Source organism: Herbaspirillum sp. ST 5-3, assembly GCF_004804275.1.
In the GTDB taxonomy this organism is placed as follows: domain Bacteria; phylum Pseudomonadota; class Gammaproteobacteria; order Burkholderiales; family Burkholderiaceae_D; genus Noviherbaspirillum.
In genome coordinates, this window is sequence record NZ_STGI01000010.1 from 44,973 (window position 1) to 71,911 (window position 26,939).

General features: G+C 59.7%; 27 protein-coding genes and 1 riboswitch. Of the genes, 21 read left to right on the forward strand and 6 right to left on the reverse strand.

Features of this window, described 5'->3' with window-relative positions; all coding sequences use genetic code 11:
* Positions 1 to 45: 45 nt before the first annotated feature.
* A complete protein-coding gene (locus tag E6W33_RS18480; protein ID WP_136418798.1) occupies positions 46 to 1,413 on the reverse strand; it encodes a peptidoglycan DD-metalloendopeptidase family protein in 1,368 nt (455 codons plus the stop codon).
* A gap of 271 nt (positions 1,414 to 1,684) precedes the next feature.
* Here E6W33_RS18480 and tyrS point away from each other — a divergent pair, with 271 nt between their 5' ends.
* From tyrS to ruvC, 8 genes are all read left to right on the forward strand, one after another.
* Entirely contained in the window at positions 1,685 to 2,941 is a 1,257-nt protein-coding gene (gene tyrS, locus E6W33_RS18485; RefSeq protein ID WP_136418799.1) for a tyrosine--tRNA ligase, read from the forward strand.
* Positions 2,942 to 2,947: 6 nt separating this feature from the next.
* The gene (dtd, locus tag E6W33_RS18490) at positions 2,948 to 3,403 is read left to right on the forward strand and encodes a D-aminoacyl-tRNA deacylase (RefSeq protein ID WP_136418800.1); all 456 of its coding nucleotides are present in this window, start codon (positions 2,948 to 2,950) and stop codon (positions 3,401 to 3,403) included.
* Positions 3,404 to 3,487: 84 nt separating this feature from the next.
* Positions 3,488 to 4,129 (forward strand): YbhB/YbcL family Raf kinase inhibitor-like protein, encoded by a 642-nt coding sequence (locus tag E6W33_RS18495; protein WP_136418801.1) that lies wholly within the window; start codon positions 3,488 to 3,490, stop codon positions 4,127 to 4,129.
* Positions 4,130 to 4,155: 26 nt separating this feature from the next.
* Positions 4,156 to 4,806, forward strand: coding sequence for a histidine phosphatase family protein (locus tag E6W33_RS18500; RefSeq protein WP_136418802.1), 651 nt, complete (start codon positions 4,156 to 4,158; stop codon positions 4,804 to 4,806).
* Between the two features lie 123 nt (positions 4,807 to 4,929).
* Positions 4,930 to 5,946, forward strand: a complete 1,017-nt coding sequence (gene dusB / locus E6W33_RS18505) for a tRNA dihydrouridine synthase DusB (protein WP_136418803.1) — start codon at positions 4,930 to 4,932, stop codon at positions 5,944 to 5,946.
* 29 nt (positions 5,947 to 5,975) lie between these two features.
* Positions 5,976 to 6,209: a Fis family transcriptional regulator gene (locus E6W33_RS18510; protein ID WP_119740369.1), complete on the forward strand. Its 234-nt coding sequence runs from the start codon at positions 5,976 to 5,978 to the stop codon at positions 6,207 to 6,209.
* 79 nt (positions 6,210 to 6,288) lie between these two features.
* The gene (gene purH, locus E6W33_RS18515) at positions 6,289 to 7,866 is read left to right on the forward strand and encodes a bifunctional phosphoribosylaminoimidazolecarboxamide formyltransferase/IMP cyclohydrolase (protein ID WP_136418804.1); all 1,578 of its coding nucleotides are present in this window, start codon (positions 6,289 to 6,291) and stop codon (positions 7,864 to 7,866) included.
* Between the two features lie 43 nt (positions 7,867 to 7,909).
* Positions 7,910 to 8,452 (forward strand): crossover junction endodeoxyribonuclease RuvC, encoded by a 543-nt coding sequence (gene ruvC / locus E6W33_RS18520; RefSeq protein ID WP_136418805.1) that lies wholly within the window; start codon positions 7,910 to 7,912, stop codon positions 8,450 to 8,452.
* Here ruvC and E6W33_RS18525 read toward each other — a convergent pair.
* Entirely contained in the window at positions 8,449 to 9,015 is a 567-nt protein-coding gene (locus tag E6W33_RS18525; protein WP_136418806.1) for a hypothetical protein, read from the reverse strand. The genes ruvC and E6W33_RS18525 overlap by 4 nt on opposite strands.
* 198 nt (positions 9,016 to 9,213) lie before the next feature.
* Here E6W33_RS18525 and ruvA point away from each other — a divergent pair, with 198 nt between their 5' ends.
* The 4 genes from ruvA to E6W33_RS18545 all read left to right on the forward strand — a co-directional run bounded on the left by ruvA (position 9,214) and on the right by E6W33_RS18545 (position 12,362).
* A complete protein-coding gene (gene ruvA / locus E6W33_RS18530; RefSeq protein WP_136418807.1) occupies positions 9,214 to 9,792 on the forward strand; it encodes a Holliday junction branch migration protein RuvA in 579 nt (192 codons plus the stop codon).
* A gap of 15 nt (positions 9,793 to 9,807) precedes the next feature.
* Complete coding sequence (gene ruvB / locus E6W33_RS18535; protein WP_136418808.1) at positions 9,808 to 10,863, forward strand: Holliday junction branch migration DNA helicase RuvB; 1,056 nt, start codon at positions 9,808 to 9,810, stop codon at positions 10,861 to 10,863.
* Between the two features lie 312 nt (positions 10,864 to 11,175).
* A complete protein-coding gene (locus tag E6W33_RS18540; RefSeq protein ID WP_211097380.1) occupies positions 11,176 to 12,006 on the forward strand; it encodes a fumarylacetoacetate hydrolase family protein in 831 nt (276 codons plus the stop codon).
* Between the two features lie 41 nt (positions 12,007 to 12,047).
* Positions 12,048 to 12,362, forward strand: coding sequence for a multidrug efflux SMR transporter (locus tag E6W33_RS18545; protein ID WP_136418809.1), 315 nt, complete (start codon positions 12,048 to 12,050; stop codon positions 12,360 to 12,362).
* Between the two features lie 64 nt (positions 12,363 to 12,426).
* Here E6W33_RS18545 and E6W33_RS18550 read toward each other — a convergent pair whose 3' ends face one another.
* Entirely contained in the window at positions 12,427 to 12,876 is a 450-nt protein-coding gene (locus E6W33_RS18550; protein WP_136418810.1) for a DUF2147 domain-containing protein, read from the reverse strand.
* 119 nt (positions 12,877 to 12,995) lie between these two features.
* A complete protein-coding gene (locus E6W33_RS18555) occupies positions 12,996 to 15,806 on the reverse strand; it encodes a valine--tRNA ligase (RefSeq protein ID WP_136418811.1) in 2,811 nt (936 codons plus the stop codon).
* Positions 15,807 to 15,927: 121 nt separating this feature from the next.
* A riboswitch (TPP riboswitch) is annotated at positions 15,928 to 16,023 on the forward strand.
* A 52-nt stretch (positions 16,024 to 16,075) separates the two neighbouring features.
* On the opposite strand from E6W33_RS18555, the gene thiC reads away from it, so the two are divergent.
* The 5 genes from thiC (at position 16,076) to thiE (ending at position 20,456) form a co-directional block, all read left to right on the forward strand.
* Positions 16,076 to 17,989 carry a phosphomethylpyrimidine synthase ThiC gene (gene thiC / locus E6W33_RS18560; protein WP_136418812.1) on the forward strand — a complete coding sequence of 638 codons (1,914 nt, stop codon included), beginning with the start codon at positions 16,076 to 16,078 and terminating at the stop codon, positions 17,987 to 17,989.
* Positions 17,986 to 18,204, forward strand: coding sequence for a sulfur carrier protein ThiS (gene thiS, locus E6W33_RS18565; RefSeq protein ID WP_247869692.1), 219 nt, complete (start codon positions 17,986 to 17,988; stop codon positions 18,202 to 18,204). The genes thiC and thiS overlap by 4 nt, the downstream gene beginning before the upstream one ends.
* A gap of 70 nt (positions 18,205 to 18,274) precedes the next feature.
* Positions 18,275 to 19,060, forward strand: a complete 786-nt coding sequence (locus E6W33_RS18570; protein ID WP_211097382.1) for a thiazole synthase — start codon at positions 18,275 to 18,277, stop codon at positions 19,058 to 19,060.
* Positions 19,057 to 19,848: a hydroxymethylpyrimidine/phosphomethylpyrimidine kinase gene (locus E6W33_RS18575; RefSeq protein ID WP_136418814.1), complete on the forward strand. Its 792-nt coding sequence runs from the start codon at positions 19,057 to 19,059 to the stop codon at positions 19,846 to 19,848. Before E6W33_RS18570 ends, E6W33_RS18575 begins: the two co-directional genes overlap by 4 nt.
* Positions 19,845 to 20,456 carry a thiamine phosphate synthase gene (thiE, locus tag E6W33_RS18580; protein WP_136418815.1) on the forward strand — a complete coding sequence of 204 codons (612 nt, stop codon included), beginning with the start codon at positions 19,845 to 19,847 and terminating at the stop codon, positions 20,454 to 20,456. The genes E6W33_RS18575 and thiE overlap by 4 nt, the downstream gene beginning before the upstream one ends.
* Before the next feature lie 42 nt (positions 20,457 to 20,498).
* On the opposite strand, the gene E6W33_RS18585 is transcribed toward thiE, so the two are convergent.
* Positions 20,499 to 21,671, reverse strand: a complete 1,173-nt coding sequence (locus E6W33_RS18585; protein ID WP_168798691.1) for an aminotransferase class V-fold PLP-dependent enzyme — start codon at positions 21,669 to 21,671, stop codon at positions 20,499 to 20,501.
* A gap of 87 nt (positions 21,672 to 21,758) precedes the next feature.
* Positions 21,759 to 22,628, reverse strand: coding sequence for a 4-hydroxy-tetrahydrodipicolinate synthase (dapA, locus tag E6W33_RS18590; RefSeq protein ID WP_136418817.1), 870 nt, complete (start codon positions 22,626 to 22,628; stop codon positions 21,759 to 21,761).
* A gap of 358 nt (positions 22,629 to 22,986) precedes the next feature.
* On the opposite strand from dapA, the gene E6W33_RS18595 reads away from it, so the two are divergent.
* The 4 genes from E6W33_RS18595 to E6W33_RS18610 all read left to right on the forward strand — a co-directional run bounded on the left by E6W33_RS18595 (position 22,987) and on the right by E6W33_RS18610 (position 26,842).
* Positions 22,987 to 25,269 carry a UvrD-helicase domain-containing protein gene (locus E6W33_RS18595; RefSeq protein WP_136418818.1) on the forward strand — a complete coding sequence of 761 codons (2,283 nt, stop codon included), beginning with the start codon at positions 22,987 to 22,989 and terminating at the stop codon, positions 25,267 to 25,269.
* 102 nt (positions 25,270 to 25,371) lie between these two features.
* Positions 25,372 to 25,938: a sigma-70 family RNA polymerase sigma factor gene (locus E6W33_RS18600; RefSeq protein WP_136418819.1), complete on the forward strand. Its 567-nt coding sequence runs from the start codon at positions 25,372 to 25,374 to the stop codon at positions 25,936 to 25,938.
* Positions 25,935 to 26,375, forward strand: coding sequence for a zf-HC2 domain-containing protein (locus tag E6W33_RS18605; protein WP_136418820.1), 441 nt, complete (start codon positions 25,935 to 25,937; stop codon positions 26,373 to 26,375). The genes E6W33_RS18600 and E6W33_RS18605 overlap by 4 nt, the downstream gene beginning before the upstream one ends.
* The gene (locus E6W33_RS18610; RefSeq protein ID WP_136418821.1) at positions 26,372 to 26,842 is read left to right on the forward strand and encodes a periplasmic heavy metal sensor; all 471 of its coding nucleotides are present in this window, start codon (positions 26,372 to 26,374) and stop codon (positions 26,840 to 26,842) included. The genes E6W33_RS18605 and E6W33_RS18610 overlap by 4 nt, the downstream gene beginning before the upstream one ends.
* The last annotated feature ends 97 nt before the right edge of the window (positions 26,843 to 26,939 follow it).

Genomic DNA, 26,939 nt, shown 5'->3' on the forward strand with positions numbered 1-26,939 from the left:
GTGTCCTGATTTTACAGGCGCTTGAACGGTTTTGTTCGTGTCAAATTACCTGGCTGCCAGTTTGACGTTTTCGTCTTGCGGATTGAGCAATGCGAAGCGGTGGCGCATTTCGCCGGCAACGCTGCGGAAGCGCTGCAGCTCGGCGCCAGCCAGTGGTTGCGCATTGGGGATGTCCACTGACAAGGGGTCGCGTGGCTGGTTGTTGATGCGGAACTCGTAGTGCAGATGAGGGCCGGTAGCCCAGCCGGTGGAACCCACGTAGCCGATCACCTCGCCTTGGCTCACTTTCATGCCACGTTTGAGGCCGCCTGCAAAACGGCTCATGTGAGCGTATGCCGTTGAATAACTATTCCAGTGCTTGAGGACGACCACGTTGCCATAACCGCCCTGGGTGCCGACAAAGTCCACCGTGCCATCGCCGGCGGCACGAATAGGTGTTCCGGATGGCGCGGCGAAGTCGACGCCCTTGTGCCGCTTCCACTGACCGAAAATCGGATGGACGCGCATCGAGAAGCCGGAGGATACGCGGCTGAACTCCAGCGGAGACTTCAGGAATGCTTTCTTGAGCGCCTTGCCGTCGAAGGTGTAATAGCCACCGCCTTGCTTGCTGCCCGGCTCGTCGAACCAGACCGACTGATACTTGTTGCCGGCGTTGTTGAACTCGGCCGCCAGTACGCGGCCGGAGCGTACATACTCGCCGTTCTGCCAGAAGGTTTCGTAGACGACATTGAAACGGTCGCCTCGGCGCAGATCGGATGCGAAGTCGATATTGGTCGAAAACATGTCGACGATTTGTGTCGCAATGCTATCGGGGATCTGGGCTGTGTCAGTGGCGGCGAATAGGGACGACTTGATTTCGGCCGTGTGCATTTCAATGCGCCGCTCCATCGCCGCAGCCGATTCGGAGGCTGTAAACTGATTGCCGTCGCGCGAAATCACGATGTTGCGGATCGGCTGATTGCTGCCTTCGGACAGCGTCGCCATCAGCCGCAGCAGCTGGCCATCCTTGTTGGTTTGCGCCTGCACGCGTCGCCCGGCCTTGAGGTTCAGCACGCTGTGCGCGACGTGGTCCGCCTTGATGAAGGCGGCGGCAGCATCGTCATGCACACCCAGGCGGTTCAGCAAGCTTGCCAGGTTGTCACCGGAGCGGACTCTTTCTTCGCGAATATACAACTGATCGTCCGATTGCAGCTTCGCGATCTGCTCGGACAAACTGGGAATGGCAAGCTCTTCGGTAATCGACTTGACCGGCAGATCAGCGGCATCTGGCGCCATCGGCGCGACACCGGCGGCACCGAACGCACATGCGGCGAGGAACAAGGCGGACGCGGATATGATGCGCGTCTTGCGTGATGAGCCGAAAAAAAGCTTGCTGCTCGAGCCCAGTTTCAGGAATTTGTCTGTAGGGAGCATGCAATAAGTTAGAATTTGCTGTTTTACTGAAGTGCTTGTGAGTGAAGCAGCGGCGCGGATAGTTCCGGAAGGGCGCGCATGCTGAGGCAATCGCCTCGCTGCACCTGTGTTCCGTCACCGAGAGTGAGACAGTGCTTCACCTGTGCGCTTCACAAGCCTCGATTTTCATCCTGCTGCTTTTGTTGTTGCATTGCAAGGTTGAAAATAAGCAGCGATTATACCAAGCCATGGTATGGATTTTTCACGATGGATTTTTAATTTTTCTCAGCTCATGGACGTCTCCCAGAACTTGCAAAACAACAATGCCGCGCCTGACGCACTGCCAATGTCGGATTCCGTTCAGGAAGCCTTGGCCGTCGCCAAGCGCGGTGTCGATGAATTGTTGATCGAAACCGAATTTGCGCAAAAGCTTGCGCGCTCCGAAAAGACCGGAACGCCTTTGCGCATCAAGCTCGGTCTCGATCCGACCGCGCCCGATTTGCATCTCGGACATACGGTCGTGCTCAACAAGATGCGGCAATTGCAAAACCTGGGCCATACGGTGATTTTTCTTATCGGCGATTTCACGTCGATGATCGGCGACCCGTCCGGCCGCAATGTCACACGTCCGCCGCTGACCCGCGAGCAGATTGAAGAAAACGCCAAAACCTACTTCGCTCAGGCGAGCCTGGTTCTTGATCCGGCACGCACCGAGATTCGCTACAACTCCGAGTGGTCGGATCCGCTTGGCGCGCGCGGCATGATTCAGCTCGCTGCAAAATATACCGTGGCGCGTATTCTCGAACGCGAAGATTTTACAAAGCGTTTCAAAGCCGGCACGCCGATTTCAGTGCACGAACTGCTGTACCCGTTGATGCAAGGCTACGACTCAGTGGCGCTCAAATCCGATCTGGAACTCGGCGGTACGGATCAGAAATTCAATTTGTTGGTTGGCCGCGAACTGCAAAAGCATTACGGGCAGGAGCCGCAATGCATCCTGACCATGCCCTTGCTCGAAGGCCTCGATGGTGTCGAGAAAATGTCGAAGTCGAAAGGCAACTACGTCGGCATTACCGAACCGGCGAATACGATGTTCGGCAAGCTGATGAGCATTTCGGACACGATGATGTGGCGGTATTACGAGTTGCTGTCTTTCCGCTCGACTGCGGAAATCGAACAGTTCAAGAAGGAAGTCGAAGGCGGCCGCAATCCCCGCGATCTCAAGGTCTTGTTCGCCCAGGAAATCGTTGCGCGCTTTCATTCCGGGAAGGCAGCGGAAGATGCGTTGGCGGACTTCAACAACCGCGCTCGCGGCGGCATTCCCGATGACATTCCCGAAGTCAGCTTGTCGGGAGCGCCGCTTGGCATCGGGCAGTTGCTGAAGCAGGCCAATCTCTGCCCGTCCGCCTCGGAGGCCTTGCGCATGGTAGAGCAGGGCGGCGTGCGCATAGACGGCGCGACGATCAGCGACAAGGGATTGAAGGTCGAAGCGGGCACCTTTGTACTTCAGGTCGGGAAGCGCAAGTTTGCTCGCGTCACGCTGGCGTAGGTCGGCATGATCGCACTGCTGCAGCGGGTTCTCGAAGCAAAAGTCACGGTGGAAGGCGAGACCGTCGGCGCGATCGGCAAGGGCTTGATGGTGCTGGTCTGCGCCGAGCGCAACGACAGCGAAAGGGAAGCCGATGCCTTGCTGGTCAAGCTGCTGTCTTACCGGGTATTTGCGGACGATGCCGGCAAGATGAATCGCAGCGTGGTGGACACGCAAGGCGGATTGCTGCTGGTGCCGCAATTCACGCTGGCGGCCGACACGCAATCGGGAACGCGACCCTCATTCACACCGGCGGCGGCGCCCGATGAAGGCCGACGCCTGTTCGATTTTTTTGCAGGACGGGCGCGTGCGAAGCATTCATGCGTCGAAACAGGCCGGTTCGGTGCGCACATGCAGGTGTCATTGACCAACGATGGTCCGGTGACATTCTGGTTGCAGATCAAACCGCCGGCCGTGTCATAAAGCACAATAGGAAAAACTCATCTCATCGATGAGTTCCAGCAGCATCACACACTATCCGTCAACCAATAATCACAGGAGGTCAAGATGAAACTCTGGAGCGAATCATTCAAGGATGGCACCGCTATTCCCGGCGAATTCGCCTTTGGCGTCATTGATCCGGCAACGCATGTGACCCTGTCGGCCAACAGGAATCCTCACTTGGCCTGGAGCGATCTGCCGGCAGGCACCAAATCGCTGGCGCTGATCTGTCACGACTATGACGTTCCGTCGCGCGGCGACGATGTGAATCAGGAAGGCAAGACGGTGCCGGCTGATCTGCCGCGTGTCGATTTTTTTCATTGGGTCTTGATCGATCTGCCGGCGAGCGTGTCGTCCATCTCGGCGGGGCAGTACAGCAATGAAGTGACGCCGCGCGGGAAGCCCGGGCCGGAGATTGGTGGCGGGCGTCCCGGTCGTCACGGCATCAACGATTACACCGGCTGGTTTGCCGGCGACAAGGATATGGCTGGCGATTATTTCGGTTATGACGGCCCTTGCCCGCCATGGAACGACTCGATCATGCATCACTACGTCTTCACCTTGTATGCGCTGGACGTCGAGCGCTTGCCGGTCGAGGGCAAGTTCAGCGGCCAGCAGGTGCGCGACGCGATGCGCGGCCATATTCTTGGTGAAGCTAAAATAGCGGGCACTTATACGCTCAACCCGAAACTGGCAAAGGCTGGTTAGGTTCAGTAGAGGAATCCGGAGTTTTTGTGACAGAAATCTTGTTGATACGCCACGGTGAAACTGCGTGGAACGCCAGGAAACGCCTGCAGGGGCATCTCGATATTCCGCTCAATGCGGAAGGTGAACTGCAGGCGGCAGCGCTTGGCTATGCGCTGATGGGCGAGCCGCTGGATGCCATCTTCTCCAGCGACTTGCAACGGGCACGGCAGACTGCAACAGCGATTGCTGCGCCGCGCGGCATGACGGTCGGGCTTGATCCCGGTTTGCGCGAGCGATGCTACGGTGCGTTCGAAGGCATGTTGTACGCCGAAATCGAACAGCGCTATCCGGAAGCGTATGCTGCCTGGCAGTCGCGCGACATCGACGCACGCTTTCCGAAAGGTGTGCATGAAGCGGAGACCTTGCGCGAGTTTTCGCAGCGCGCGGTCAGCACCATCATCCGCATTGCGTCTCAGGGCCAGTATCGCAGGATTGCGCTGGTTGCGCACGGCGGCGTGCTCGAATGCGCGTATCGCGCCGCCCAGGACGTGGGATTCGAGCATGCACGCGACTTCGATATCTTCAATGCGAGTATCAATCGTTTCGTTTGGAACGGGAAAGAGCTGCAACTTCTGCACTGGGGCGATGTGAGTCATCTCGAGACGCAACAGTCGCTTGATGAAATTGATCGGGAATAAGCAATTCGAGCGACGGCGTCGCTCTCGCCTATATGTTGCGTCCAATCATTGGTATTGCCAATTTGATGGATGCCCCGGAGCGGCTAAAATAGCGGCTTGTATCCGCGCCCACCTCTCAATTCCGTGAATATCGGTCCTCACTTCCTCCGAAACAATGTTTTCGTCGCTCCCATGGCCGGAGTGACGGATCGGCCTTTCCGTCAGCTGTGCAAGCAGCTAGGCGCCGGCTATGCGGTATCGGAAATGGCGGCGTCGGACCCGCGCCTGTGGGACAGCGAGAAGACGGCGCGCCGCACGAATCACGATGGCGAGATGGAGCCGAAGGCGGTGCAGATCGCAGGTGCCGATCCGTCCGTACTCGCGACATGCGCCAAGTTCAATGTCGATCGCGGTGCGCAGATCATCGATATCAACATGGGTTGCCCGGTCAAGAAGGTCTGCAGCAGCTGGTGCGGATCGGCCCTGCTGCAGAACGAGAAGCTGGTCGGCGAGATTCTCGATGCGGTGGTGACGGCCGTCGATGTACCTGTCACGCTGAAATTTCGCACCGGATGGAATCGCCAGAACAAGAATGCGTTGACCATCGCGCGCATGGCGCAGGAAAGCGGCATCGCGATGCTGACCTTGCACGGCCGGACACGCGCTGACGGTTATGGTGGCGAGGCGGAGTATGAAACGATCGCGGCGGTAAAGGCCACGGTGTCGATTCCGGTGGTGGCCAATGGTGATATCACCTCGCCGGAGAAAGCTAGGCATGTGCTGGATGTGACTGGAGCCGATGCGGTGATGATCGGCCGCGCTGCGCAAGGGAGGCCATGGATTTTCCGCGAGATCGATCACTTCCTGCGTACCGGACAATACCTGCCGCCTCCGCTGGTTGCGGAAGTGCGCGCATTGATGAACGAGCATCTGCAGGCGCATTACGCGTTTTACGGCGAGTACATGGGCTTGCGCACGGCTCGCAAACATATCGGTTGGTATGTGCGCGATTTGTCAGGCGGCGAAGCGTTCCGGCAGCAGATGAACCGGCTCGAAAGCTGTGAAGAACAACTCGCAGCCGTTGATGCATTTTTCGAATCTCAGGCGACCTTCGGCGACCGGTTACAATACGGCCTTGCCGAGCAAAAGCTGGCCGCGTAAAAATATAAAAATTACAATACATTACTTCCATGAGCAAAGACAACATCCAGGACGTCGTCAAGAAAAGTCTTGAGAAATACTTCAAGGATCTGGGCGAACAGCAGCCGTCGAATGTCTATGAAATGGTGGTCTTTACCGTGGAAAAACCGATTCTCGAAGCGGTGATGGAGCGTGCTGATGGCAATCAGTCGCTGGCCGCCGAAATGCTGGGCATTAATCGCAATACATTGCGAAAGAAACTGCAGCAACACGGATTGCTGTGATCCATAACGTAAAGGCAGTCAGTCGGCGCAGGCCGGCGGCACCGTTTTTACGTTATCAATCACTTCCTGCACGTTCATCATGATCAAACAAGCTCTTATTTCGGTCTCCGACAAGACCGGCGTCCTGGACTTTGCGAAGGCATTGTCTGCCATGGGCGTGAATATCCTGTCCACCGGCGGCACGGCGAAACTGCTGGCCGATAACGGCGTGAAGGTGACCGAGGTTGCGGATTACACCGGCTTTCCCGAAATGCTCGATGGTCGCGTGAAGACGCTGCATCCCAAAGTGCATGGCGGCATCCTGGCGCGCCGCGATCTGCCGGAGCATGTGGCGGCGTTGCAGAAGCATGGCATCCCGACCATCGACATGGTGGTAGTGAACCTGTATCCGTTTCAGCAAACGGTCGCCAAGGATCAGTGCACGCTGGAAGACGCCATTGAAAACATCGATATCGGCGGCCCGACCATGCTGCGCTCGTCGGCCAAGAATCACAAGGACGTCGTGGTGGTTTGCGATCCGGCCGACTACGGTCGCGTGCTGGACGAGATGAAGGCGAACAAGGGCGAAGTCGGTTACGACACCAAATTCGCATTGGCGAAAAAAGTGTTCGCGCACACCGCGCAGTACGATGGTGCGATTACCAATTACCTGACTGCGTTGGGCGAAGACAAGCAGCACGCGACGCGCAGCGCTTATCCGCAAACGCTCAACCTGCATTTTGAAAAAGTGCAGGAGATGCGCTACGGCGAAAACCCGCATCAGTCCGCGGCGTTCTACCGCGACCTTGCGCCGGTGGCCGGATCGCTCGCGAATTACAAGCAATTGCAGGGCAAGGAACTGTCGTACAACAACATCGCTGATGCCGACGCCGCGTGGGAGTGCGTGAAGACGTTTGATGCATCTGACAACAGCGCGGCCTGCGTGATCATCAAGCATGCCAACCCTTGCGGCGTCGCGATCGGTGCCGATCCGCTGGAAGCCTATTCCAAGGCATTTCAGACCGATCCGACTTCGGCCTTCGGTGGCATCATCGCCTTCAATCGTGAACTCGACGGAAAGGCCGCAGAAGCAGTCTCCAAGCAGTTTGTCGAAGTGCTGATTGCGCCGTCGTTCAGCGCGGAAGCGAGGCAGGTTTTCGCGGCACGTCAGAATGTGCGCTTGCTTGAAATCCCGCTGGCCCGTGTCATCAATGCCTACGACTGCAAGCGCGTCGGCGGCGGCTTGCTGATCCAGTCGCCCGATGCAAAGAACGTTGTCGTCGCCGAGTTGAAAGTGGTGACCAAGAAGCAGCCGACGCCGCAGCAGATGCAGGACCTGATGTTCGCGTGGCGTGTTGCCAAGTTCGTGAAGTCGAATGCCATCGTATTCTGCGGTAATGGCATGACGCTGGGCGTTGGCGCAGGCCAGATGAGCCGCGTTGATTCGGCGCGCATTGCGTCGATCAAGGCGCAGAACGCCGGCTTGTCCTTGAGCGGTTCTGCCGTGGCTTCGGATGCCTTCTTCCCGTTCCGCGACGGTCTCGACGTGGTGGTCGACGCCGGCGCAACCAGCGTGATTCATCCGGGTGGTTCGATGCGCGATCAGGAAGTGATCGACGCGGCCGACGAGCGCGGCGTGGTGATGCTGTTTACGGGGACGCGTCATTTCCGTCATTGAACTCTTTGAGAGCCGTTCCCGCGCAAGCGGGAATGGCTAATGCATGAAAATCCTCGGCATCGACCCCGGCCTGCGTACCACCGGTTTCGGCGTAATCAGCAAGCAGGGCAGCAAGCTCAGCTATATTGCTTCCGGCACCATCAAGACGCTCGATGCGGACCTGCCGCAGCGACTGAAGACCATCCTCAGCGGCGTTTCGGAAATCATTCGCACCTATACGCCCGATTGTGCGGCGATTGAAAAGGTGTTCGTCAACGTCAATCCGCAATCGACGCTATTGCTCGGCCAGGCTCGCGGCGCGGCGATTTGTGCGTTGGTGAGTGCGGACCTGGCGGTAGCGGAATACACCGCTTTGCAAATCAAGCAGGCGGTCGTCGGTCATGGCAAGGCGCAGAAGCAGCAGGTGCAGGATATGGTGCAACGTCTGCTGATGTTGTCCGGCATGCCAAGCACCGACGCGGCGGACGCATTGGGTGTGGCCATCTGCCACGCGCATAGCGGCGAGGCATTGTCCACGCTTGGCGGCCTGGCACCGGCGCTCGCGAAGAAGGGATTGCGCGTGCGGCGCGGGCGGCTTATCGGTTAAAAGTGTTTCTCGGCTTTGCGCGCGGCGATTTCAAACCGGTTATGCCAGTATGCATCGCGTCCGCGCATGAATGCCCAGAAGCTGGACGCCAGATAGGCAAACGGAAAAACCGGGCCCCAGCGCGAGGCTTGCCGGACATGCGCGAGTTCGTGGACGAGTACGCGCGACGACAAGCCCTGGCGTTCCGCGATCACGACGTGGCCGAGCGCCATCGCGTTCATGGGGCCGAATGGATGGCGGTTGAGAATCCAGTCCGCGATCGGGCCGCGCGCCAGCAGCGCGATGGTATGGCCGCGCACCAGTTGCAGATGACCGCGAAACAAAGCCACCGGCAGGCCGAGCAGCAGCCCGAACAAGGTCAGCGGTGCTGCCCAGATCATGCCGAGCACCGTACCTGCCCAGTACAGCGAAAGCCTGAGCTGATTACTGCGAAGTAGGCGTTGTAGCCGCAAGCGCATCTGTCGTTTCAAGAATCGCCTCAAATCACCCGAGACCGCCGCCCTGCGCTTGAAGACGAAGGACGAGGCCGTGGATTCTGCATTGTCGGTTGGAGCCTTTTCCATGGAAAAAAATCCTTGCCTGCCGAATAGTCCCGGTTAATCGGGAAATACACAATGGGCGATGTGGGCAGCGATCAATGTCCTGTATGATTCATCTGACAGGGTGTTGAAGAAACTCTCGGCTGCGATGTGCCGCGGCGAGGCGCTCGGCTCCCCCCGCAATTGCCTACAAGCTGCCAACTTTTCAATACGCTATTTGCCATGATAGGTCGCATTTCCGGAACTCTGCTTGAGAAAAATCCGCCCCAATTGCTGGTTGATTGCGGTGGCGTCGGCTATGAAATCGATGTGCCGATGAGCACCTTTTACAACTTGCCGGCGATGGGTGAAAAGGTGGTGTTGCTGACGCATATGGCGGTGCGCGAGGATGCGCATCTGCTGTACGGTTTCGGCACCGCGGAAGAGCGCAACGTGTTCAAGCAATTGATCAAGATTTCCGGCGTGGGCGCGCGTACAGCCTTGTCGATCCTGTCAGGCATGTCGGTCGCGGATCTGTCGCAGGCGATCACGCTGCAGGAGGCCGGGCGGCTGACCAGGATTCCGGGCATCGGCAAGAAGACCGCCGAGCGTCTGCTGCTGGAGCTCAAGGGCAAGCTCGGCGCCGACCTGGGGGCAGTGAGCGGCGCCATGCAACACGACGCGACCTCCGATGTCCTCAATGCATTGATCGCGCTTGGCTATTCGGACAAGGAAGCGATGCTGGCCTTGAAGCAGGTTCCGGCGGGAACCGGCGTTTCGGAGGGCATCAAGCTCGCGCTGAAGGCACTGTCCAAGGCATGATGAAGGAATGGTTTTATGAGTATCCAGACTGACAATTTCACCGAACAGCGGATCATCTCCGCCACGCCGGCCTCGACCAACGAGGAGGCGATCGAGCGTGCGTTGCGCCCGAAACAGCTGGACGAGTATGTGGGGCAGGAAAAGATTCATGCGCAACTGGAGATTTTCATCACCGCAGCGCGGCAGCGCCGGGAAGCGCTGGACCATACCTTGCTGTTCGGTCCTCCCGGGCTCGGCAAGACCACGCTGGCGCACATCATCGCGCGCGAGATGGGCGTCAATCTGCGCCAGACTTCCGGCCCGGTACTGGAACGTGCCGGCGACCTGGCTGCCTTGCTGACCAACCTCGAGCCGAACGATGTGTTGTTCATCGATGAGATTCATCGTCTTTCGCCGGTGGTCGAGGAAATCCTGTATCCGGCGCTGGAAGATTATCAGATCGATATCATGATCGGCGAGGGGCCGGCGGCACGTTCGGTGCGCCTGGACTTGCAGCCCTTCACGCTGGTGGGCGCGACCACGCGTGCCGGCATGCTGACCAACCCTTTGCGTGACCGCTTCGGCATCGTCGCACGGCTGGAGTTCTATACTCCCGCAGAACTTGCCAGGATCGTGACGCGCAGCGCGTCCCTGCTCAACGCGGTGATCGTGGATGAGGGCGCATTGGAAATCGCCAAGCGCAGCCGCGGCACACCGCGTATTGCCAACCGCTTGCTGCGCCGCGTGCGCGACTACGCGGAGGTGAAGGGCAATGGCGAGATTACCAAGATGATGGCGGATGCGGCACTGAAAATGCTGGACGTCGATCCGGTCGGATTCGACGTGATGGACCGCAAGCTGCTGGAAGCGGTGTTGTTCAAGTTCAATGGCGGCCCGGTCGGGCTCGACAATCTCGCGGCCGCGATCGGCGAAGAGCGCGACACCATCGAGGATGTGCTGGAACCCTACCTGATTCAGCAAGGCTATTTGCAACGCACTCCGCGCGGCAGAATCGCAACGCCGACGGCGTATACCCACTTCGGCGTAACCGCGCCGCGTGCCCAGAACGGCGATTTGTGGGAGCAGCATTAGGTTCCGTCCGGGTCGGAAACGGGTTTGCTTTCCTGCAATCCGCCGCTGGACAGGCATCGCCCGGCAGGGCATTGTGCGGGAACCTTTTCCCTGAGTTGTCTGCCTGACATCCGTAGAAATACGGTAGTCATTCCAACTTCTTAAAAAACTGCAAAGATGCCCCTATAATGTTTGTTTTCGTACGGGCGCACTTTTTTTGCTTGACCAAACGCAATCCTGCGGTATGGTACCCGCGTAAAGTGTCCGGGGCAGCGCTGACACCGCAGAGCAAGTGATCCCCTGCGCACACTTCATTTCCAATCGAGTCCCGCCATGCTGATGTCCACCCAAGCAAACCGCTTTGCGCACCAATTGCTCGACGCGCGTGCCAAGGCACAGCTGATTCCGCCGCTGTCGACTACTGCGACGCTGTCGCTGGACGATAGCTACGATATCGTCAAGAGCCTGACCGATATCCGTACCGCTCAGGGCGAGACCATGATCGGACGCAAGATCGGTTTTACCAATCGCAAGATCTGGTCAAGGTACGGCGTCAACGCACCTATCAGCACGCCGATCTGGACTCCGGTGTTCGATTCGACGGTGCGCTACACCGAAGACAACCGCGGCATCCAGAGCTTGCAGGGCGCCTTGCAGCCGCGCATCGGTCCGGAGCTGGTTTTCCGGCTCGGGAAAACGCCGGCAGCCGAAGCAACCATCGAGGAATTGGCGGAATGCATCGAATGGATGGCGCATGCCTTCGAAATCGTGGTGTGTCCGTTCCCTGGCTGGAAGTTTGAAATGGTGGATTCGATCGCCGCATTCGGCCTGCACGGATCCCTGATCATCGGCGAGCCGAAGGTCTTGTCCGCCGCCAGCCGGCGCAACCTCGGCAATGTCCTCGCGCATGCCAGCCTGTCGCTGTCATGTGGTGACGAGCTGCGTTCGGCCGGATTCGGCAGCGATGTGCTCGGCAGTCCGCTGCACGCCTTGTGGCATTTGCATGAGGTGCTCAAGACGCAGCCGCAGTTTCCGCCCTTGTCGGCGGGTGAAATCATTACCACCGGCACCTGGACGGACGTGTGCCCGATCAAACCGGGCGAAACCTGGACTTCGGCATTCTCCGGCGTCAGCTTGCCGGGACTGACCGTGTCTTTCGTCTGACGAGCACGGATCAATTCATCGCTGTCGCACGGGGATTCGACTTGGCCTGGACTGTTCTGTTTATCGCCGGTTTGCTCGAAATTGTCTGGGTCATCCTGTTCAAGCAGTCGGAAGGCTATACCCGCTGGGGTTATGCGCTTGCCGGGCTGGGCGTGTCGGTGATCAGCTTTGCCATGGTGGGCTGGACCCTGAAGACCTTGCCGGTCGGGACAGCGTATGCAGTGTGGACCGGAATGGGCGCGGCAGGAGCGGCGATTGTCGGTATCCTCTTGTTCAACGAGCCGGCAACGGCTGTGCGGCTGGCCTGCGTCGCCTTGATCCTGATAGGCATCATCGGCCTGAAGCTGACCCATTGAGCGACTCGGGCTCTAAAAACAAAAGGCGCCTGCGTGGCGCCTTTTTTGTTCGGATCCAGCGATGTTATTCGGCGCGAATCCAGGTCTGGGTGCGGCCAAGCAGCGGCACGCCGATATATCCGCGCACATCAAGCTTCTTGCCGCCGTCGATGACGGACATCTTGCTCCTGTAGACCTTGCCGTTCGCAGGATCGAGGATCTGGCCGCCATTGTATTCGTCGCCGTCCTTCTTCATCCCGGTGATGATCGTCATGCCGAGGATAGGCTGGTCTTTCAGCGAGCCCTCGCATTTGTCGCATTTCGGGTTCTGCTCTTCACCGGCTTCGCGGAACAGCTTCTCGATCTTGCCGCGCAACTCGCCGTTGCTTTCGCTGATGCGAACCAGGGATTTCGGTTTGCCGGTCTCGTCATCAATGGTTTTCCATACGCCGACCGCTGTGGCTTGCTGCGCCCATGCGCCGGAGGCAGCGAGGGTAGCCGCTGCCAGGCTGAAAGTGACTAATCGTCGAATCATCTTTTTGTCTCCTAGGATTAAATGGCACCGCGACCTGAATTGCCGTCCTCAGGCCGTGAAAACGCTTCTGCTCTGTTCACGCGATCGCGAACAGAGCAGAAGTTTGGCGCGACTAATCGTTACTTCTTTTGCAATATATCAAATTGCTCGCGCAGTTTTTGGAGTGTGGCTCCGAAAGTCAAGAGACGGTCTTTCTCTTGAGCAACGACCTGCGCGGGAGCGCGGGCAACGAAGCTTTCATTGCCGAGTTTGGCGTTGGCCTTGGTAATTTCACCTTCGAGGCGAGTGATTTCCTTGGAGAGACGCTCGCGCTCGGCGGCGATGTCGATTTCGACTTTCAACATCAGCTTTGCCGTGCCAACGATGGAGACCGGCGCCGGCGACTCCGGCAGAGTGTCGACGACTTGCACGTCGGCCAGTTTTGCCAGGGCTTGCAGATAGGGCACAAACGATTTCAGTTGTTCCTGATCGGCGGGCGCCGCTTCGATGATCAGCGGTACGCGCTGCGCGGGCGACAATTGCATCTCGCCGCGCAGGTTGCGGCAGGCATCGGTCATCGACTTCAGTTGCGCCATCCATGCTTCGGCCTGCTCGTCGAGCTTGTCGAGGTTCGGCTGCGGATACGGCTGCAGCATGATCGAATCGACTGCCGGATCCATCTTGCGGCCGGTCAGCGGTGCGACGGTCTGCCACAACTGCTCGGTGATGAAGGGGATGACCGGATGCGCGAGACGCAGCACCGTTTCCAGCACGCGCAGCAAAGTGCGGCGCGTGGCGCGCTGCTGCGCTTCCGTGCCGTTCTGGATCTGCACCTTGGCGACTTCCAGATACCAGTCGCAGTACTCGTCCCAGACGAACTTGTAGATCGCAGAGGCGATGTTGTCGAAGCGGTAGTCGGCGTAGCCTTTTTCGACCTCGGCTTCGGTGCGCTGCAGGAGCGACACGATCCAGCGGTCGGCCTGCGAGAAGTCGCGGTCAGGTCCGCAGGTGGCGGGATCGAAACCGCAATCCTTGCCTTCGGTGTTCATCAGCACGAAGCGGGTCGCATTCCACAGCTTGTTGCAGAAGTTGCGATAGCCTTCGCAGCGGTTGAGGTCGAAGTTGATGTTGCGGCCGAGCGAGGCGTAGCTCGCCATGGTGAAGCGCAATGCATCGGTGCCGAAGGCCGCAATGCCATTCGGGAATTCCTTGCGCGTGGCTTTCGCAATGCTCTCCGCCTGCTTCGGATTCATCAGGCCGGTGGTGCGCTTGGCGACCAGCGATTCGACGTCGATGCCGTCGATCAGGTCGATCGGGTCGAGTGTGTTGCCCTTGGACTTGGACATCTTCTGGCCGCTGGCGTCGCGCACCAGGCCGTGCACGTACACCTTCTCGAACGGCACCTTGCCGGTGAAGTGCGTGGTCATCATGACCATGCGCGCCACCCAGAAGAAGATGATGTCAAAGCCCGTCACCAGCACGGACGAGGGCAGGAACATCTTGTAGTCCGGCGTTTCCTCCGGCCAGCCCAGCGAGGAGAAAGGTACCAGCGCAGACGAGAACCAGGTGTCGAGCACGTCGCTTTCGCGCGTCAGCGACTTGCCTTCAGCTTGTGCCTTCGCGTCTTCTTCATTGCGTGCAACGTAAATCTTGCCGTCTTCGTCGTACCATGCCGGGATCTGGTGACCCCACCACAATTGGCGCGAGATGCACCAGTCCTGGATGTTATTGAGCCACTGGTTGTAAGTGGTGGTCCAGTTTTCGGGGATGAACCTGATCGAGCCGTCGGTGACCTTTTCCAGAGCGACTTCGGCGATCGACTTGCCGGGGAAGTGCGTGCCTTCGGGTGCCGGCTTGCTCATTGCGACGAACCACTGGTCGGTCAGCATCGGTTCGATCACCACGCCGGTGCGGTCGCCGCGCGGCACCATCAGCTTGTGCGGCTTGACCGATTCGAGCAGACCGAGGGCTTCGAGATCGGCGACGATCTGCTTGCGCGCGTCGTAACGGTCCATGCCCTGGTATTTCGCCGGCGCGTTCTCGTTGATCTTCGCGTCCAGCGTCATGATGTTGATCTGCGCGAGTTGGTGGCGCTGGCCGATCGCGTAGTCGTTGAAGTCATGCGCCGGCGTGATCTTCACGCAGCCGGTGCCGAATTCCTTGTCGACGTAGTCGTCGGCGATGATCGGAATTTCGCGGTCGGTGAGCGGCAGTTTCAGCAGCTTGCCGACGAGGTGCATGTAGCGTTCGTCGGTCGGATCGACTGCCACGGCGACGTCGCCCAGCATGGTCTCCGGGCGGGTGGTGGCGACTGTGATGTGGCCGCTGCCATCCGCGAGCGGATAACGGATGTGCCACATGTTGCCGTCTTCTTCCTCCGACACCACTTCGAGGTCGGACACGGCGGTGTGCAGTTTCGGATCCCAGTTGACGAGGCGCTTGCCGCGGTAGATCAGCCCCTGTTCGTACAGGCGCACGAACACTTCGGTGACCGCCTTGGACATCTTCTCGTCCATCGTGAAGTATTCGCGTGTCCAGTCGGTCGAAGCGCCGAGGCGGCGCATCTGGCCGGTGATGGTGGAACCGGATTTTTCCTTCCACTCCCACACCTTTTCCAGGAATTTTTCGCGGCCGAGGTCATGGCGGGAAATTTTTTGCGCGTCGAGCTGGCGTTCCACCACGATCTGGGTCGCGATGCCGGCGTGGTCGGTGCCGGGAATCCAGGCGGTGTTGTGGCCGCGCATGCGGTAATAGCGGGTCAAACCGTCCATCACGGTCTGGTTGAATGCGTGGCCCATGTGCAGCGTGCCTGTCACGTTGGGCGGCGGCAACTGGATGCTGAACGAGGGTTTGTCGGCATGGGTGCTTGCGGTGTAGTAACCGCGCTTTTCCCATTCGTTACGCCAGTGTTTCTCGATGTCGGCGGGCTCGAAAGACTTTGCTAATTCCATGATTTGATTTGTGTTTCTGCGAAACCATCCATTATAAGGGACATGGTGGATTTGCCTCGGACTTTGGCGCCTGTTGGCGTATAATTCGCGCATTATCCGTTTGGGGCGATTGCTCCGGACGGTGTAACGCTAGGGGTCCTGGCCGAGTGGCCGGGTGAGAAACACCCTCGAACCTGATCTGGGTAATGCCAGCGAAGGGAAGCATCCGGAAAGCCAGTCCCTCCTTTTTCCGCCGCTCCTTCGCTTTACCGTCTTAGCAAAGGAGCATCATGAACGCCAATCCCCAATTCCTCGCCGCCACCGCCAAGGTGGATGAAGCGGCAATCCAGCCGCTACCGAATTCCCGCAAGATCTACGTCGAAGGTTCGCGTCCCGACATTCGCGTCCCGATGCGCGAAATCAGCCAGTCCGACACGCCGGCCTCGATGGGCGCGGAAAAGAATCCGCCGATCTATGTCTACGACACCTCGGGCCCGTACACCGATCCGAGCATCAAGATCGACATTCGCTCCGGCCTGCCGGCATTGCGCGCGGGCTGGATCGCCGAACGCGGCGATACCGAGGAATTGTCCGGTCCTTCTTCGCAGTACGGGGTCGAGCGCCTGAATGATCCGAAGCTGACCGAGCTGCGCTTCAACCTGCATCGCAAGCCGCGCCGTGCACAGGCCGGCAAGAACGTGACGCAGATGCACTATGCGCGTCAGGGCATCATCACGCCGGAAATGGAATACATCGCGATCCGCGAAAATCTGCGTCGCAAGGAATACCTTGAGGGTCTGAAGTCATCCGGTCCGATGGGACAGAAGCTGGCCGACCTGATGGGCCGCCAGCATCCGGGGCAATCCTTCGGCGCCGCGATTCCGTCCGAGATCACGCCGGAATTCGTGCGCTCCGAAATCGCCTGCGGCCGCGCCATCATTCCCGCCAACATCAACCATCCGGAAAGCGAACCGATGATCATCGGGCGCAATTTCCTGGTGAAGATCAATGCCAACATCGGCAATTCGGCAGTGACCTCGTCGATCGGCGAAGAAGTCGAGAAGATGACTTGGGCGATCCGCTGGGGCGGCGATACCGTGATGGACCTGTCCACCGGCAAGCACATTCACGAAACGCGCGAATGGATCATCCGCAATTCGCCGGTGCCGATCGGTACCGTGCCGATCTATCAGGCTCTGGAAAAGGTGAACGGCAAAGCCGAAGACCTGACCTGGGAAATCTTCCGCGACACATTGATCGAGCAAGCCGAGCAGGGCGTCGACTACTTCACCATCCACGCCGGCGTGCGCCTGCAATACGTGCCGCTGACCGCCAAGCGCCTGACCGGCATCGTCTCGCGCGGCGGCTCCATCATGGCCAAGTGGTGCCTCGCGCATCACAAGGAATCCTTCCTGTACACGCACTTCGAAGACATCTGCGAAATCATGAAGGCATACGATGTGTCGTTCTCGCTGGGCGACGGCTTGCGCCCCGGTTCGATCTTCGACGCCAACGACGAAGCGCAACTGGGCGAACTGAAGACGCTGGGCGAGCTGACGCAGATCGCCTGGAAGCATGACGTGCAGGTGATGATCGAAGGCCCCGGCCATGTGCCGATGCAGCTGATCAAGGAAAACATGGAGCTGGAGCTGAAGGACTGCCACGAAGCACCTTTCTACACGCTCGGGCCGCTGACCACCGACATTGCACCCGGCTACGACCACATCACATCCGGCATTGGTGCTGCGATGATCGGCTGGTTTGGCACCGCGATGCTGTGCTACGTCACGCCGAAGGAACACCTCGGCCTGCCGAACAAGGCCGACGTGAAGGAAGGCATCATCACCTACAAGCTGGCTGCGCATGCCGCCGATCTCGCCAAGGGCCATCCGGGTGCGCAGATCCGCGACAACGCCCTGTCCAAGGCGCGCTTCGAATTCCGCTGGGAAGACCAGTTCAATCTCGGTCTCGATCCGGACAAGGCGCGCGACTTCCACGACGAAACGCTGCCGAAGGATTCCGCCAAGGTCGCGCATTTCTGCTCGATGTGCGGCCCGCACTTCTGCTCGATGAAGATCACGCAGGACGTGCGCGACTTCGCCGCTTCGCAAGGCGTGTCCGACGAGGAGGCGCTGAAGAAGGGGATGGAAGAAAAGGCGGTGGAATTCGTGAAGACCGGCGCGGAACTCTATCGCAAGCAATGATGGGCCAACTGCGTATGGAAATCGAACTGAACGGAACGCCGCATCCGATCACCGAAAACCTGAACGTGCAGGAGTTGATCGCCTCGCTCGACTTGACGAGCAAGTCGCTGGCGGTGGCGATCAATCGCGAGGTGGTGCCGAGGCATATGTGGGCGCAGCGGGTGTTGCAGCCGAGCGATCGGGTGGACATCGTGCGCGCGATCGGCGGCGGTTAAGCTGTACGGAAATACCTCCCCTGGCAGGGGAGGGAGCGGAAACGGAGCTCTTATGCAAACACATCAAGACATGAATCAAGACCAGCCCCTCATCATTGCCGGCAAAGCTTACCGCTCCCGCCTGCTGGTCGGTAGTGGCAAGTACCGCGACCTCGAGGAAACCCGCGCTGCGACGGAAGCCAGCGGCGCCGAAATCATTACCGTGGCGATTCGCCGCGTCAACATCGGTCAGGACCCGAACGCGCCCAACCTGCTCGACGTGGTGCCGCCGTCGAAGTACACCATCCTGCCCAACACCGCGGGCTGCTACACCGCGAAGGATGCGGTGTACACCTTGCAGCTCGCGCGCGAACTGCTGAATGGCCACAAGCTGGTCAAGCTCGAAGTCCTCGGCGATCAGAAGACCCTGTTCCCCAACATGCCGGAAACGCTGAAGGCAGCGGAGACGCTGGTGAAGGATGGTTTCGACGTGATGGTGTACTGCAGCGACGACCCGATCCAGGCGCGCATGCTGGAGGAAATCGGCTGCGTGGCGGTGATGCCGCTGGCCTCGCTGATCGGCTCCGGCATGGGCATCCTCAATCCGTGGAACCTGTCGCTGATCATTGAACAATCGAAGGTTCCGGTGCTGGTCGATGCCGGCGTCGGCACGGCGTCGGATGCCGCCATTGCCATGGAGCTGGGCTGCGATGGCGTGCTGATGAATACTGCGATTGCAGGCGCACGCGATCCGATCCGCATGGCACGTGCAATGATGCTTGCCGTCGAGGCCGGTCGTGACGCGTATCTGGCTGGCCGCATTCCGAAGAAATTTGCCGCTTCGCCTTCGTCGCCGATGGAGGGGCGCGCAACATGATTCGCCCCAGCGTCCTGGTTTTCGCCGGTTCGGACCCGAGCGGCGGCGCGGGACTGCAGGCGGACATACTTGCGATTTCCGCGCTCGGTGCGCATCCCTTGTCCGCGATTACAGCACTGACGGTACAGGACAACGACCATGTGTTCAATGTCCATCCGGTCCCTGCCGGTCTGGTGCAACAGCAGGCACATGCATTGATCAGCAAGATGGACATCGCCGCCGTCAAGATCGGCATCGTCGGCAATCGTGCCAATGCAGACGCAATTGCGGACACGATTCTGCTGATGAAGCAGCGCAGGCCCAATCTGCCTGTGGTGCTCGACCCGGTGCTGGCTAGCGGTCATGGCGACAGCCTGTCGCAGGACAATCCGGTGCAGGCGATCGCGTCGCTGCTGCCGCTCGCAACGCTCGTCACGCCGAATCTGCCGGAGGCGTCGGCCTTGTGCGGTGGCGACCGGCGGCTCGATACGCAAGTCGAGACCCTGTTGAGCTATTGCCCGAACGTGTTGATCAAAGGCGGCCATGACAGCGGGCCGGATGTGGTGAACCGCTGGTTCACCAATGGCAATCAGTGCACATGGACTTGGCCGCGACTGGAAGGCAGTTTTCACGGCACCGGCTGTACACTGGCGTCGGCTATCGCCGCGCTGCTTGCGCGCGGCAAGCCCATGGTGGAGGCCATTGAAGAAGCGCAGGCCTATTGCCATCAGGCCTTGCAGTCGGCCTATGCGATTGCGGATGGGCAGCGCATTCCGAATCGCTGCGTACCGCTGGAGGAGGAAAAATGAAAGGTTTGTATCTGGTAACCCCTGACTGGGACGACACGCAGAAACTGCTGGACGTCACCGAGGCAGGTCTGCGCGGAGGCGCGGCGCTGGTGCAATACAGGCACAAGACGGCAAGCCCGCAATTGCGCAAGGAACAGGCGGCGGCCTTGTTGGCGCTGTGCCGCAATTACGGGCGGCCGTTCATCGTCAACGATTTCGTCGACCTGTGCATGGAGCTGGATGCGGACGGCATTCACGTCGGCGGAACCGATGCGCCCATCGCGCAAGTGCGCGCCGCAGTCGGTCCGGACAAGATTGTTGGCGCCTCCTGCTATGGCAGCCTGCAACTCGCGCGCGACGCGCAGCAGGCCGGGGCAAGCTATGTGGCTTTTGGCGGTTTCTATCCTTCGCGGGTGAAGAAATACGAAGTCTCGACCTCTCCCGACATCGTCACGCAGGCCCGGACTGAAGTGCCGGTGCCAAATGTCGTGATCGGTGGCATGACGCCGGAGAATGCCGAGCCGCTGGTAGCTAATGGTGCGGACATGGTTGCCGCGATCAGCAGCGTCTACATGGTCGACGATCCCGAGGCGGCGGCGCGCCGATTCGTGAATCTGTTCAAATCCTGATTGCAACAGACGACGGCGGGCGCAAGGCGCTCGCCTCGCCGATTACTTCAAGGCTTCCAGCGCCGCCACCAACTTGTCCAGCTCGGCGGGCGTGTTGTACAAATGCGGAGTGACGCGCACCACGCGCTCGCCATTGACGATCGGCGCCACAGTGAATATCCGGTGCGCCTGAAAAAGATATTCCGCGACGTCCTGCGCGTCTTTCCCGTTCACCCTGAATGCCGCGATCGCGCATGAGCGCCGCGGATCATCCGGCACCATCAATTCGATTCCCGGCAGCCGCTTGACGCGGCTGGTCCAGTAGTCCTTCAGGTAACGCAGGCGCGCTTCCTTGTTGCTGCCGCCAATCATGTTGTGAAAAGCGATCGCGTCTTCGATCGCGAGTTCGGGGGCCGGCGGGGTGGTGCCGAAATGCCCGAGCTTGCGGATATCCGAATCGGCATGCGTCGTGTCGCCGAACAAGGGGGCGATGTCGCGCACACGTTCCTTGCGGATGTAAAGCAGGCCCACGCCCAGTGGCGCGCCCAGCCATTTATGAAGGTGCGCCGCGACAAAACTGCTGCCAAGCTGCGGCAGGCGGTAATCGAGGTGGGCGAAGGAATGTGCCGCATCGACAAAGACATCGATACCCCGACGCTGCGCCATGTCCGCGATTTTTGCCACCGGCAGGATCTGGCCTGTCCTGTGCAGGATATGCGTGACCAGCAGCACGCGCGTCTTCGGTGTGATCGCGTTTTCGTAGAGTGCAACGATTTCCTCATCGTTTTTCGGATGAAACGGCAAGGCAATGCGCACCAGCTTGAGGCGACCGCGTTGCTGCATCATCTGCAGCGTCTCGTCCACGCTGTCGTAATCCTGATTGCCGATCACGACTTCATCATCCGGGAGGAAGGGATAGCCCTGGATCAGGATGTTCATGCCCTCGGTCGGGTTGCGCACGATGAGCAGTTCTTCCTCCGATGCACCGGTGAAATCGGCAAGCGTCTTCACGACGGCGGCCAGCCGTTGCGGATACCGGGTGCGCATGAAGAAGCTTCCTTCCCGGTTGACCAGGCGGTTGTATTCTTCAAGCGCTTGCTGGACCGGCTTCGACGGAACGCCGAAAAAACCGTTTTCGAGGTTGATCACCTCGTCGTTCAGGACATACTGGTCGCGGATGCCGGACCAGTATGCTTCGTCGGCCGGATCGATATGCGCAGGAACTTGCTGTGCCAATGGAGCCTCTCGGATCGTGGTTGAAAAACCATTGTAATCGCCCTGCGCGCATCAGGTGGAAGGGCAACTCGTGCCCTTCCGATTCGCCTACAGGCATTCCAGGCGCCGCAGCTCGCGTGCCAGTTGCTCCTTCGTCTCGGCCGAAGCGCTGTGCATGGGCGCACGCAACATATCCTGCATGTCTCCCATCATGGAAAGCGCCGCCTTGAGCGGACCCGGATTCGGTTCCCTGAACAGCAGGCGGATCAATGGGAGCAGTCGATAGAAAATTTCCCTCGCCTCGCTTAAGGCCTCATTGCGAACAAGTTGCGCGATCCGCACAAACAGGTCCGGGCGAATATGAGCGGATGCGGTTATTGCTCCGCTGCCGCCAAGGCAGAGCGTGGAAAGGAGCAGGTGGTCTTCGCCGGCGAGCACCTGCAATTGCCTGTCCCCCATCAGGCGCATGGTCAAGGACTGATCGCCGCCGCAGTCCTTCACGGCGACGATGCGCTCATGCTGCGCGATCGTCCTGAAGGTGCTCGGTTCGATCGCAACGCCGGTGCGGTAGGGAATGTTGTAAAGGATGACGGGCGCCGACGATGCGTCGGCCAGCGCCCGGAAATAATCGACGAGTCCGGCTTGCGACGGCCGGATGTAGTAGGGCGGCGGTGCGAGCAGTCCTGCGATTGGCCGGCGCTGAATCTGCTGCATGCGGGCAAGGACATGCGCCATATTGTTGCCCGCCAGACCCATCACGACCGGACATTGCGGCACGGTGTCCAAGACCGCGTCCAGGGCCTCGAGCTGTTCGCCTTCGCCGAGCGCGGCTGCTTCCCCTGTCGAACCGCATACCACCAGGCCGGAAACACCGGCTTCCACGAGGCGACTGGCAAGCGCCTGCAGCGCGGCATAATCGACCGCATTGCCGCGAAACGGGGTGACCAGAGGCACCCAGATACCTGTAAAGCTTGTCATTGCAAATACTCCCATTATCAGACCGACAGGTCACCGTCAGGAGGATCTGCAAGAACGTGTGTGACAGAGGGGGGAGTGGTACCGGCCTTTGCGCTTACTGTCCTGTCAGCCCACCTGACGGGACAGTGCGCCCCGGTCAGATGAGCGACTGTTTTTTCGATTTCACTGCACCGGCGACGCGTGACCCTGCCTGGGCGTTCAAGCCCGGTGCGCAGAGATGGTCGATGGAACAGGAATGCATTTTTTGCATGAAGTGCGGATATGCTTCGATTATGGTGCGGGCAATCTTGTGCGTCAAGCAATGCCGCCGGGCGAGATTTAGCCGCAGACGCAATGCTCGCGCCGTTATAATCAGGGAATGCAAAACCTCCTCCACAATCTCAATCCCGAGCAACTCGCCGCCGTCACGCTGCCCGCGCAACCTGCGCTGATTCTCGCCGGCGCCGGTTCAGGCAAGACCCGCGTACTGACCACGCGCATTGCATGGCTGATCCAGACCGGCCAAGTGTCGCCGTCCGGCGTGCTGGCGGTGACCTTCACGAACAAGGCAGCCAAGGAGATGATGTCGCGCCTGTCGGCCATGTTGCCGATCAATACGCGCGGCATGTGGATCGGTACTTTCCATGGACTGTGCAATCGTCTGCTGCGCGCGCACTATCGCGATGCGGGCTTGCCGCAGACCTTCCAGATTCTCGACTCGCAGGATCAGTTGTCGGCAATCAAGCGTTTGCTGAAGACGCTGAATGTCGACGATGAAAAATATCCGGCGCGCAATTTGATGTATTTCATCAATGGTTCGAAGGAGCAAGGTCTGCGCGCGAAGGATGTCATTGCAAACGATGATTACAACCGCCGGTTCGTGGAGCTGTATGACGCCTACGATCAGCAATGCCAGCGCGAAGGCGTGGTGGACTTCGCGGAGCTGTTGTTGCGCTCGTATGAACTGCTGTCGCGCAATCAACCGCTGCGCGAGCACTATCAATCGCGCTTCAAGCACATCCTGATCGACGAGTTCCAGGACACCAACAACCTGCAGTACAACTGGCTCAAGCTGATGGCCGGGCAGCACAACGCGATCTTCGCCGTCGGTGACGACGACCAGAGCATTTACGCATTCCGTGGTGCGAACGTGGGAAACATGATCGCCTTCGAGCGCGAGTTCCACGTCGAGAACCTGATCAAGCTGGAGCAGAACTATCGCTCGCATGGACATATTCTCGACGCCGCCAACATACTGATCGCGAACAACAGCAAACGCCTCGGCAAGAACCTGCGCACCGACGCCGGCCATGGCGAGCCGGTACGCATTTTCGAAGCCAGCAGCGACATCCAGGAAGCGCAATGGATCATCGAGGAAGCCAAGAGTCTGATCAATGAGGGTGCGCTGCGCAACGAGATCGCGATCCTGTACCGCTCCAATGCGCAGTCGCGCGTGATCGAGCATGCACTGTTCACCGCCGGCATTCCGTATCGCGTGTATGGCGGCCAGCGCTACTTCGAGCGCGCCGAAATCAAGCATGCGATCGCCTATCTGCAACTGATGGATAACCCGCACAACGATTCCGCCTTCCTGCGCGTGGTGAACTTCCCGACGCGCGGCATCGGCGCGCGTTCGCTTGAGCAATTGCAGGATGCGGCGCGGCAGTACGGCATTTCGCTGTATGCGGCGGTGCCCTACGTGACCGGCAAGGCCGGCGCTTCGCTCGGCGCCTTCGTGAAGCTGATCGAGGGCATGCGCTTCGAGACGCAGAACCTGCCGCTGCAGGAAATGGTGAAAGTGGTGCTCGACATGTGCGGACTCATCACGCACTACCAGAGCGAAAAGGAAGGCGCGGACCGCATCGAAAACCTGGAGCAGCTGGTCAGCGCGGCAATGCTCTTCGTGTCGGAAGAAGGTTTCGGCATCGATGCGCCGGCGCTGCTCGGGCCGAAGACGCAGGCGGTTGTCGGAACGCCGCTGCCCAACGGCGACGAGATACTCGATGCGGACGCACCCCTGCCGACCGTGATGTCGCCCCTGTCGGCTTTCCTGTCGCATGCATCGCTGGAAGCGGGCGACAATCAGGCGCAGGCAGGGCAGGATGCCTTGCAGTTGATGACTGTGCATTCGGCCAAGGGCCTGGAGTTCGATGCGGTCTTCATCACCGGCCTGGAAGAGGGCTTGTTCCCGCACGAGAACAGTGCGCAGGAAGAGGGCGGGCTGGAGGAAGAGCGCCGCCTGATGTATGTGGCCATCACGCGCGCCAAGAAGCGCTTGTACATGAGCTTTTCGCAAACCCGCATGCTGCACGGCCAGACGCGCTACAACATGAAATCGCGCTTTTTCGACGAGTTGCCGGAAGAAGCGCTGAAATGGTTGTCGCCCAAGGTCCAGCCGGTGTGGTCCCCGCACCGAAAGGCGGCATGGGTCGACGCGCCCGAGAACGGCGCCAACGCCATCGCGCAAAACTTTGCCCGTCGGGACCTTGGCTGGCGCGTCGGCGAAACCGTCTCGCACCAGAAATTCGGCGAGGGCGTGATCGTCGATATCGAAGGCAGCGGCACCAATACGCGCGCCCATATCAACTTCGGGCGGCACGGCATGAAGTTGCTTGACTTGAACATTGCAAAACTGGAAAAAGTGGCGCAGCGGCTAAGCTAACGTTCATCGCGCCGAAGCAGGAACTATCCGATAGCTGCATCGGCTTCCTCTGATCGCGGACGGAACTTTTTCGGCGTTCCTTCGTTAGTGCAGGTATCGATAATGCGAAACCTTGCCCACCTTGACGATATCGCCTGTGTAACGCTCGCCAAGCGCGGCGACGGCAAGGCATTTTCCGAACTGGTCGCGCGCTATCAGGACCGCATTTACCGCTTTCTGCTGCGCCTGACACGCTCGCCCGACGACGCGCTGGAACTGACGCAGGACACCTTCCTGCGCGCTTATCAGGGGCTGGAACGCTGGCGGCCCGATGCCTTGTTCAAGACCTGGCTGTTTCGCATCGCGCGCAACATCGCCTTCGACAGTTTGCGGCGCGACAAGCTCGTTGAATTCGTCGAACTGGAGCAGGACACGGACTTGCCGGACACGACCGCGGGGCCGGAAGCCATTTTCGAAACCGCGCAGCGCTATCGCCTGCTGGAAGCCGCGCTCGCACGCCTGCCGGCCGAGCATCGCGAGATCCTGCTGCTGCGTGAAATCGAGGAAATGGCCTACGACGAGATCGCCGCTATCCTGAACCTGAATGTCGGCACCGTCAAATCCCGTTTGGCGCGGGCGCGTTCCGCCCTGCTCGACAAGCTCAAACATCAACCGGAGGTATCGCGATGAACTGTCCGCAGCATGAGGAAGTCTCCGCCTATATCGACAATATGCTGGCACCCGCCGAACGGCAGCAATTCGCCGCGCATGCCCATGCCTGCCCGCTCTGCCGCGCACGCATGGATGATCTGCTCACGCTGCGTCAGGCATTGCGCGAATTGCCATCGCCGACCTTGGGCTTCGATCTGGCGGCACGCCTTGGTCCGCAGTTGAATCGGGGTAAGGCGCGTTCGCGGCCTGCGCGGGCATTCTGGATCGACTGGGGCGCGCCCGGACTGGCGGCCGCTGTGTCGCTCGCTGCCGGCGCATGGATCGGCGGCATGCTGATCGGCGGCGGCGTCGCACTTGCGCCGCCAGCGACCATGGTGCGCGTCTTCGATCCCGTGCCGCCGGGCGGCCTGTGTGCCGCCGCGGAACTTTGCAGAACACCGAAAGGACTGAGATGAATCGCACCGCGTTGAAGTGGCTTCTCGCCATCTCGCTCTCGCTCAATGCCGGCATGATCGTCGCCGTGGCCGTCAATCGACTGGGCGATCCGCATCGACAGGCAAGCGTGCAGAGCGAGCATGTGAGCCTGCCGGATTATTTGCAGCTCTCTGCCGACCAGCATCGGCGCTGGTCGGAAATCGAAGAAGCTTTTCTCAAGGACATTGCGGGCAACTGGCGCGAGATACGCGCGCACCGCGAAGACCTGGTGCGCCAGATCTTCTCCGGCACGCCCGACCGCAGCGTGATCGATGCCGAGCAGTCGAAGATCGCCGCATTGCAGGACAGCCAGCAGCGCCGTGTCATCACGCAACTGCTGGCCGAGCGCGAATTGCTCGACCAGTCCCAGCGCGACAAGCTGATGAAGCTCCTGCTGAGCAGGTATACGCAGGAAGCGACGGAAGAGGAAATGTTGCACCGCCATTGAATTGGATGCGCAAATAGATGGAACATTCTTGCGTGGACTTCGTTTAAGCAGGCAAGGTCGAACACATCGCCGACCGAAATTCAATCTGATACGGAGT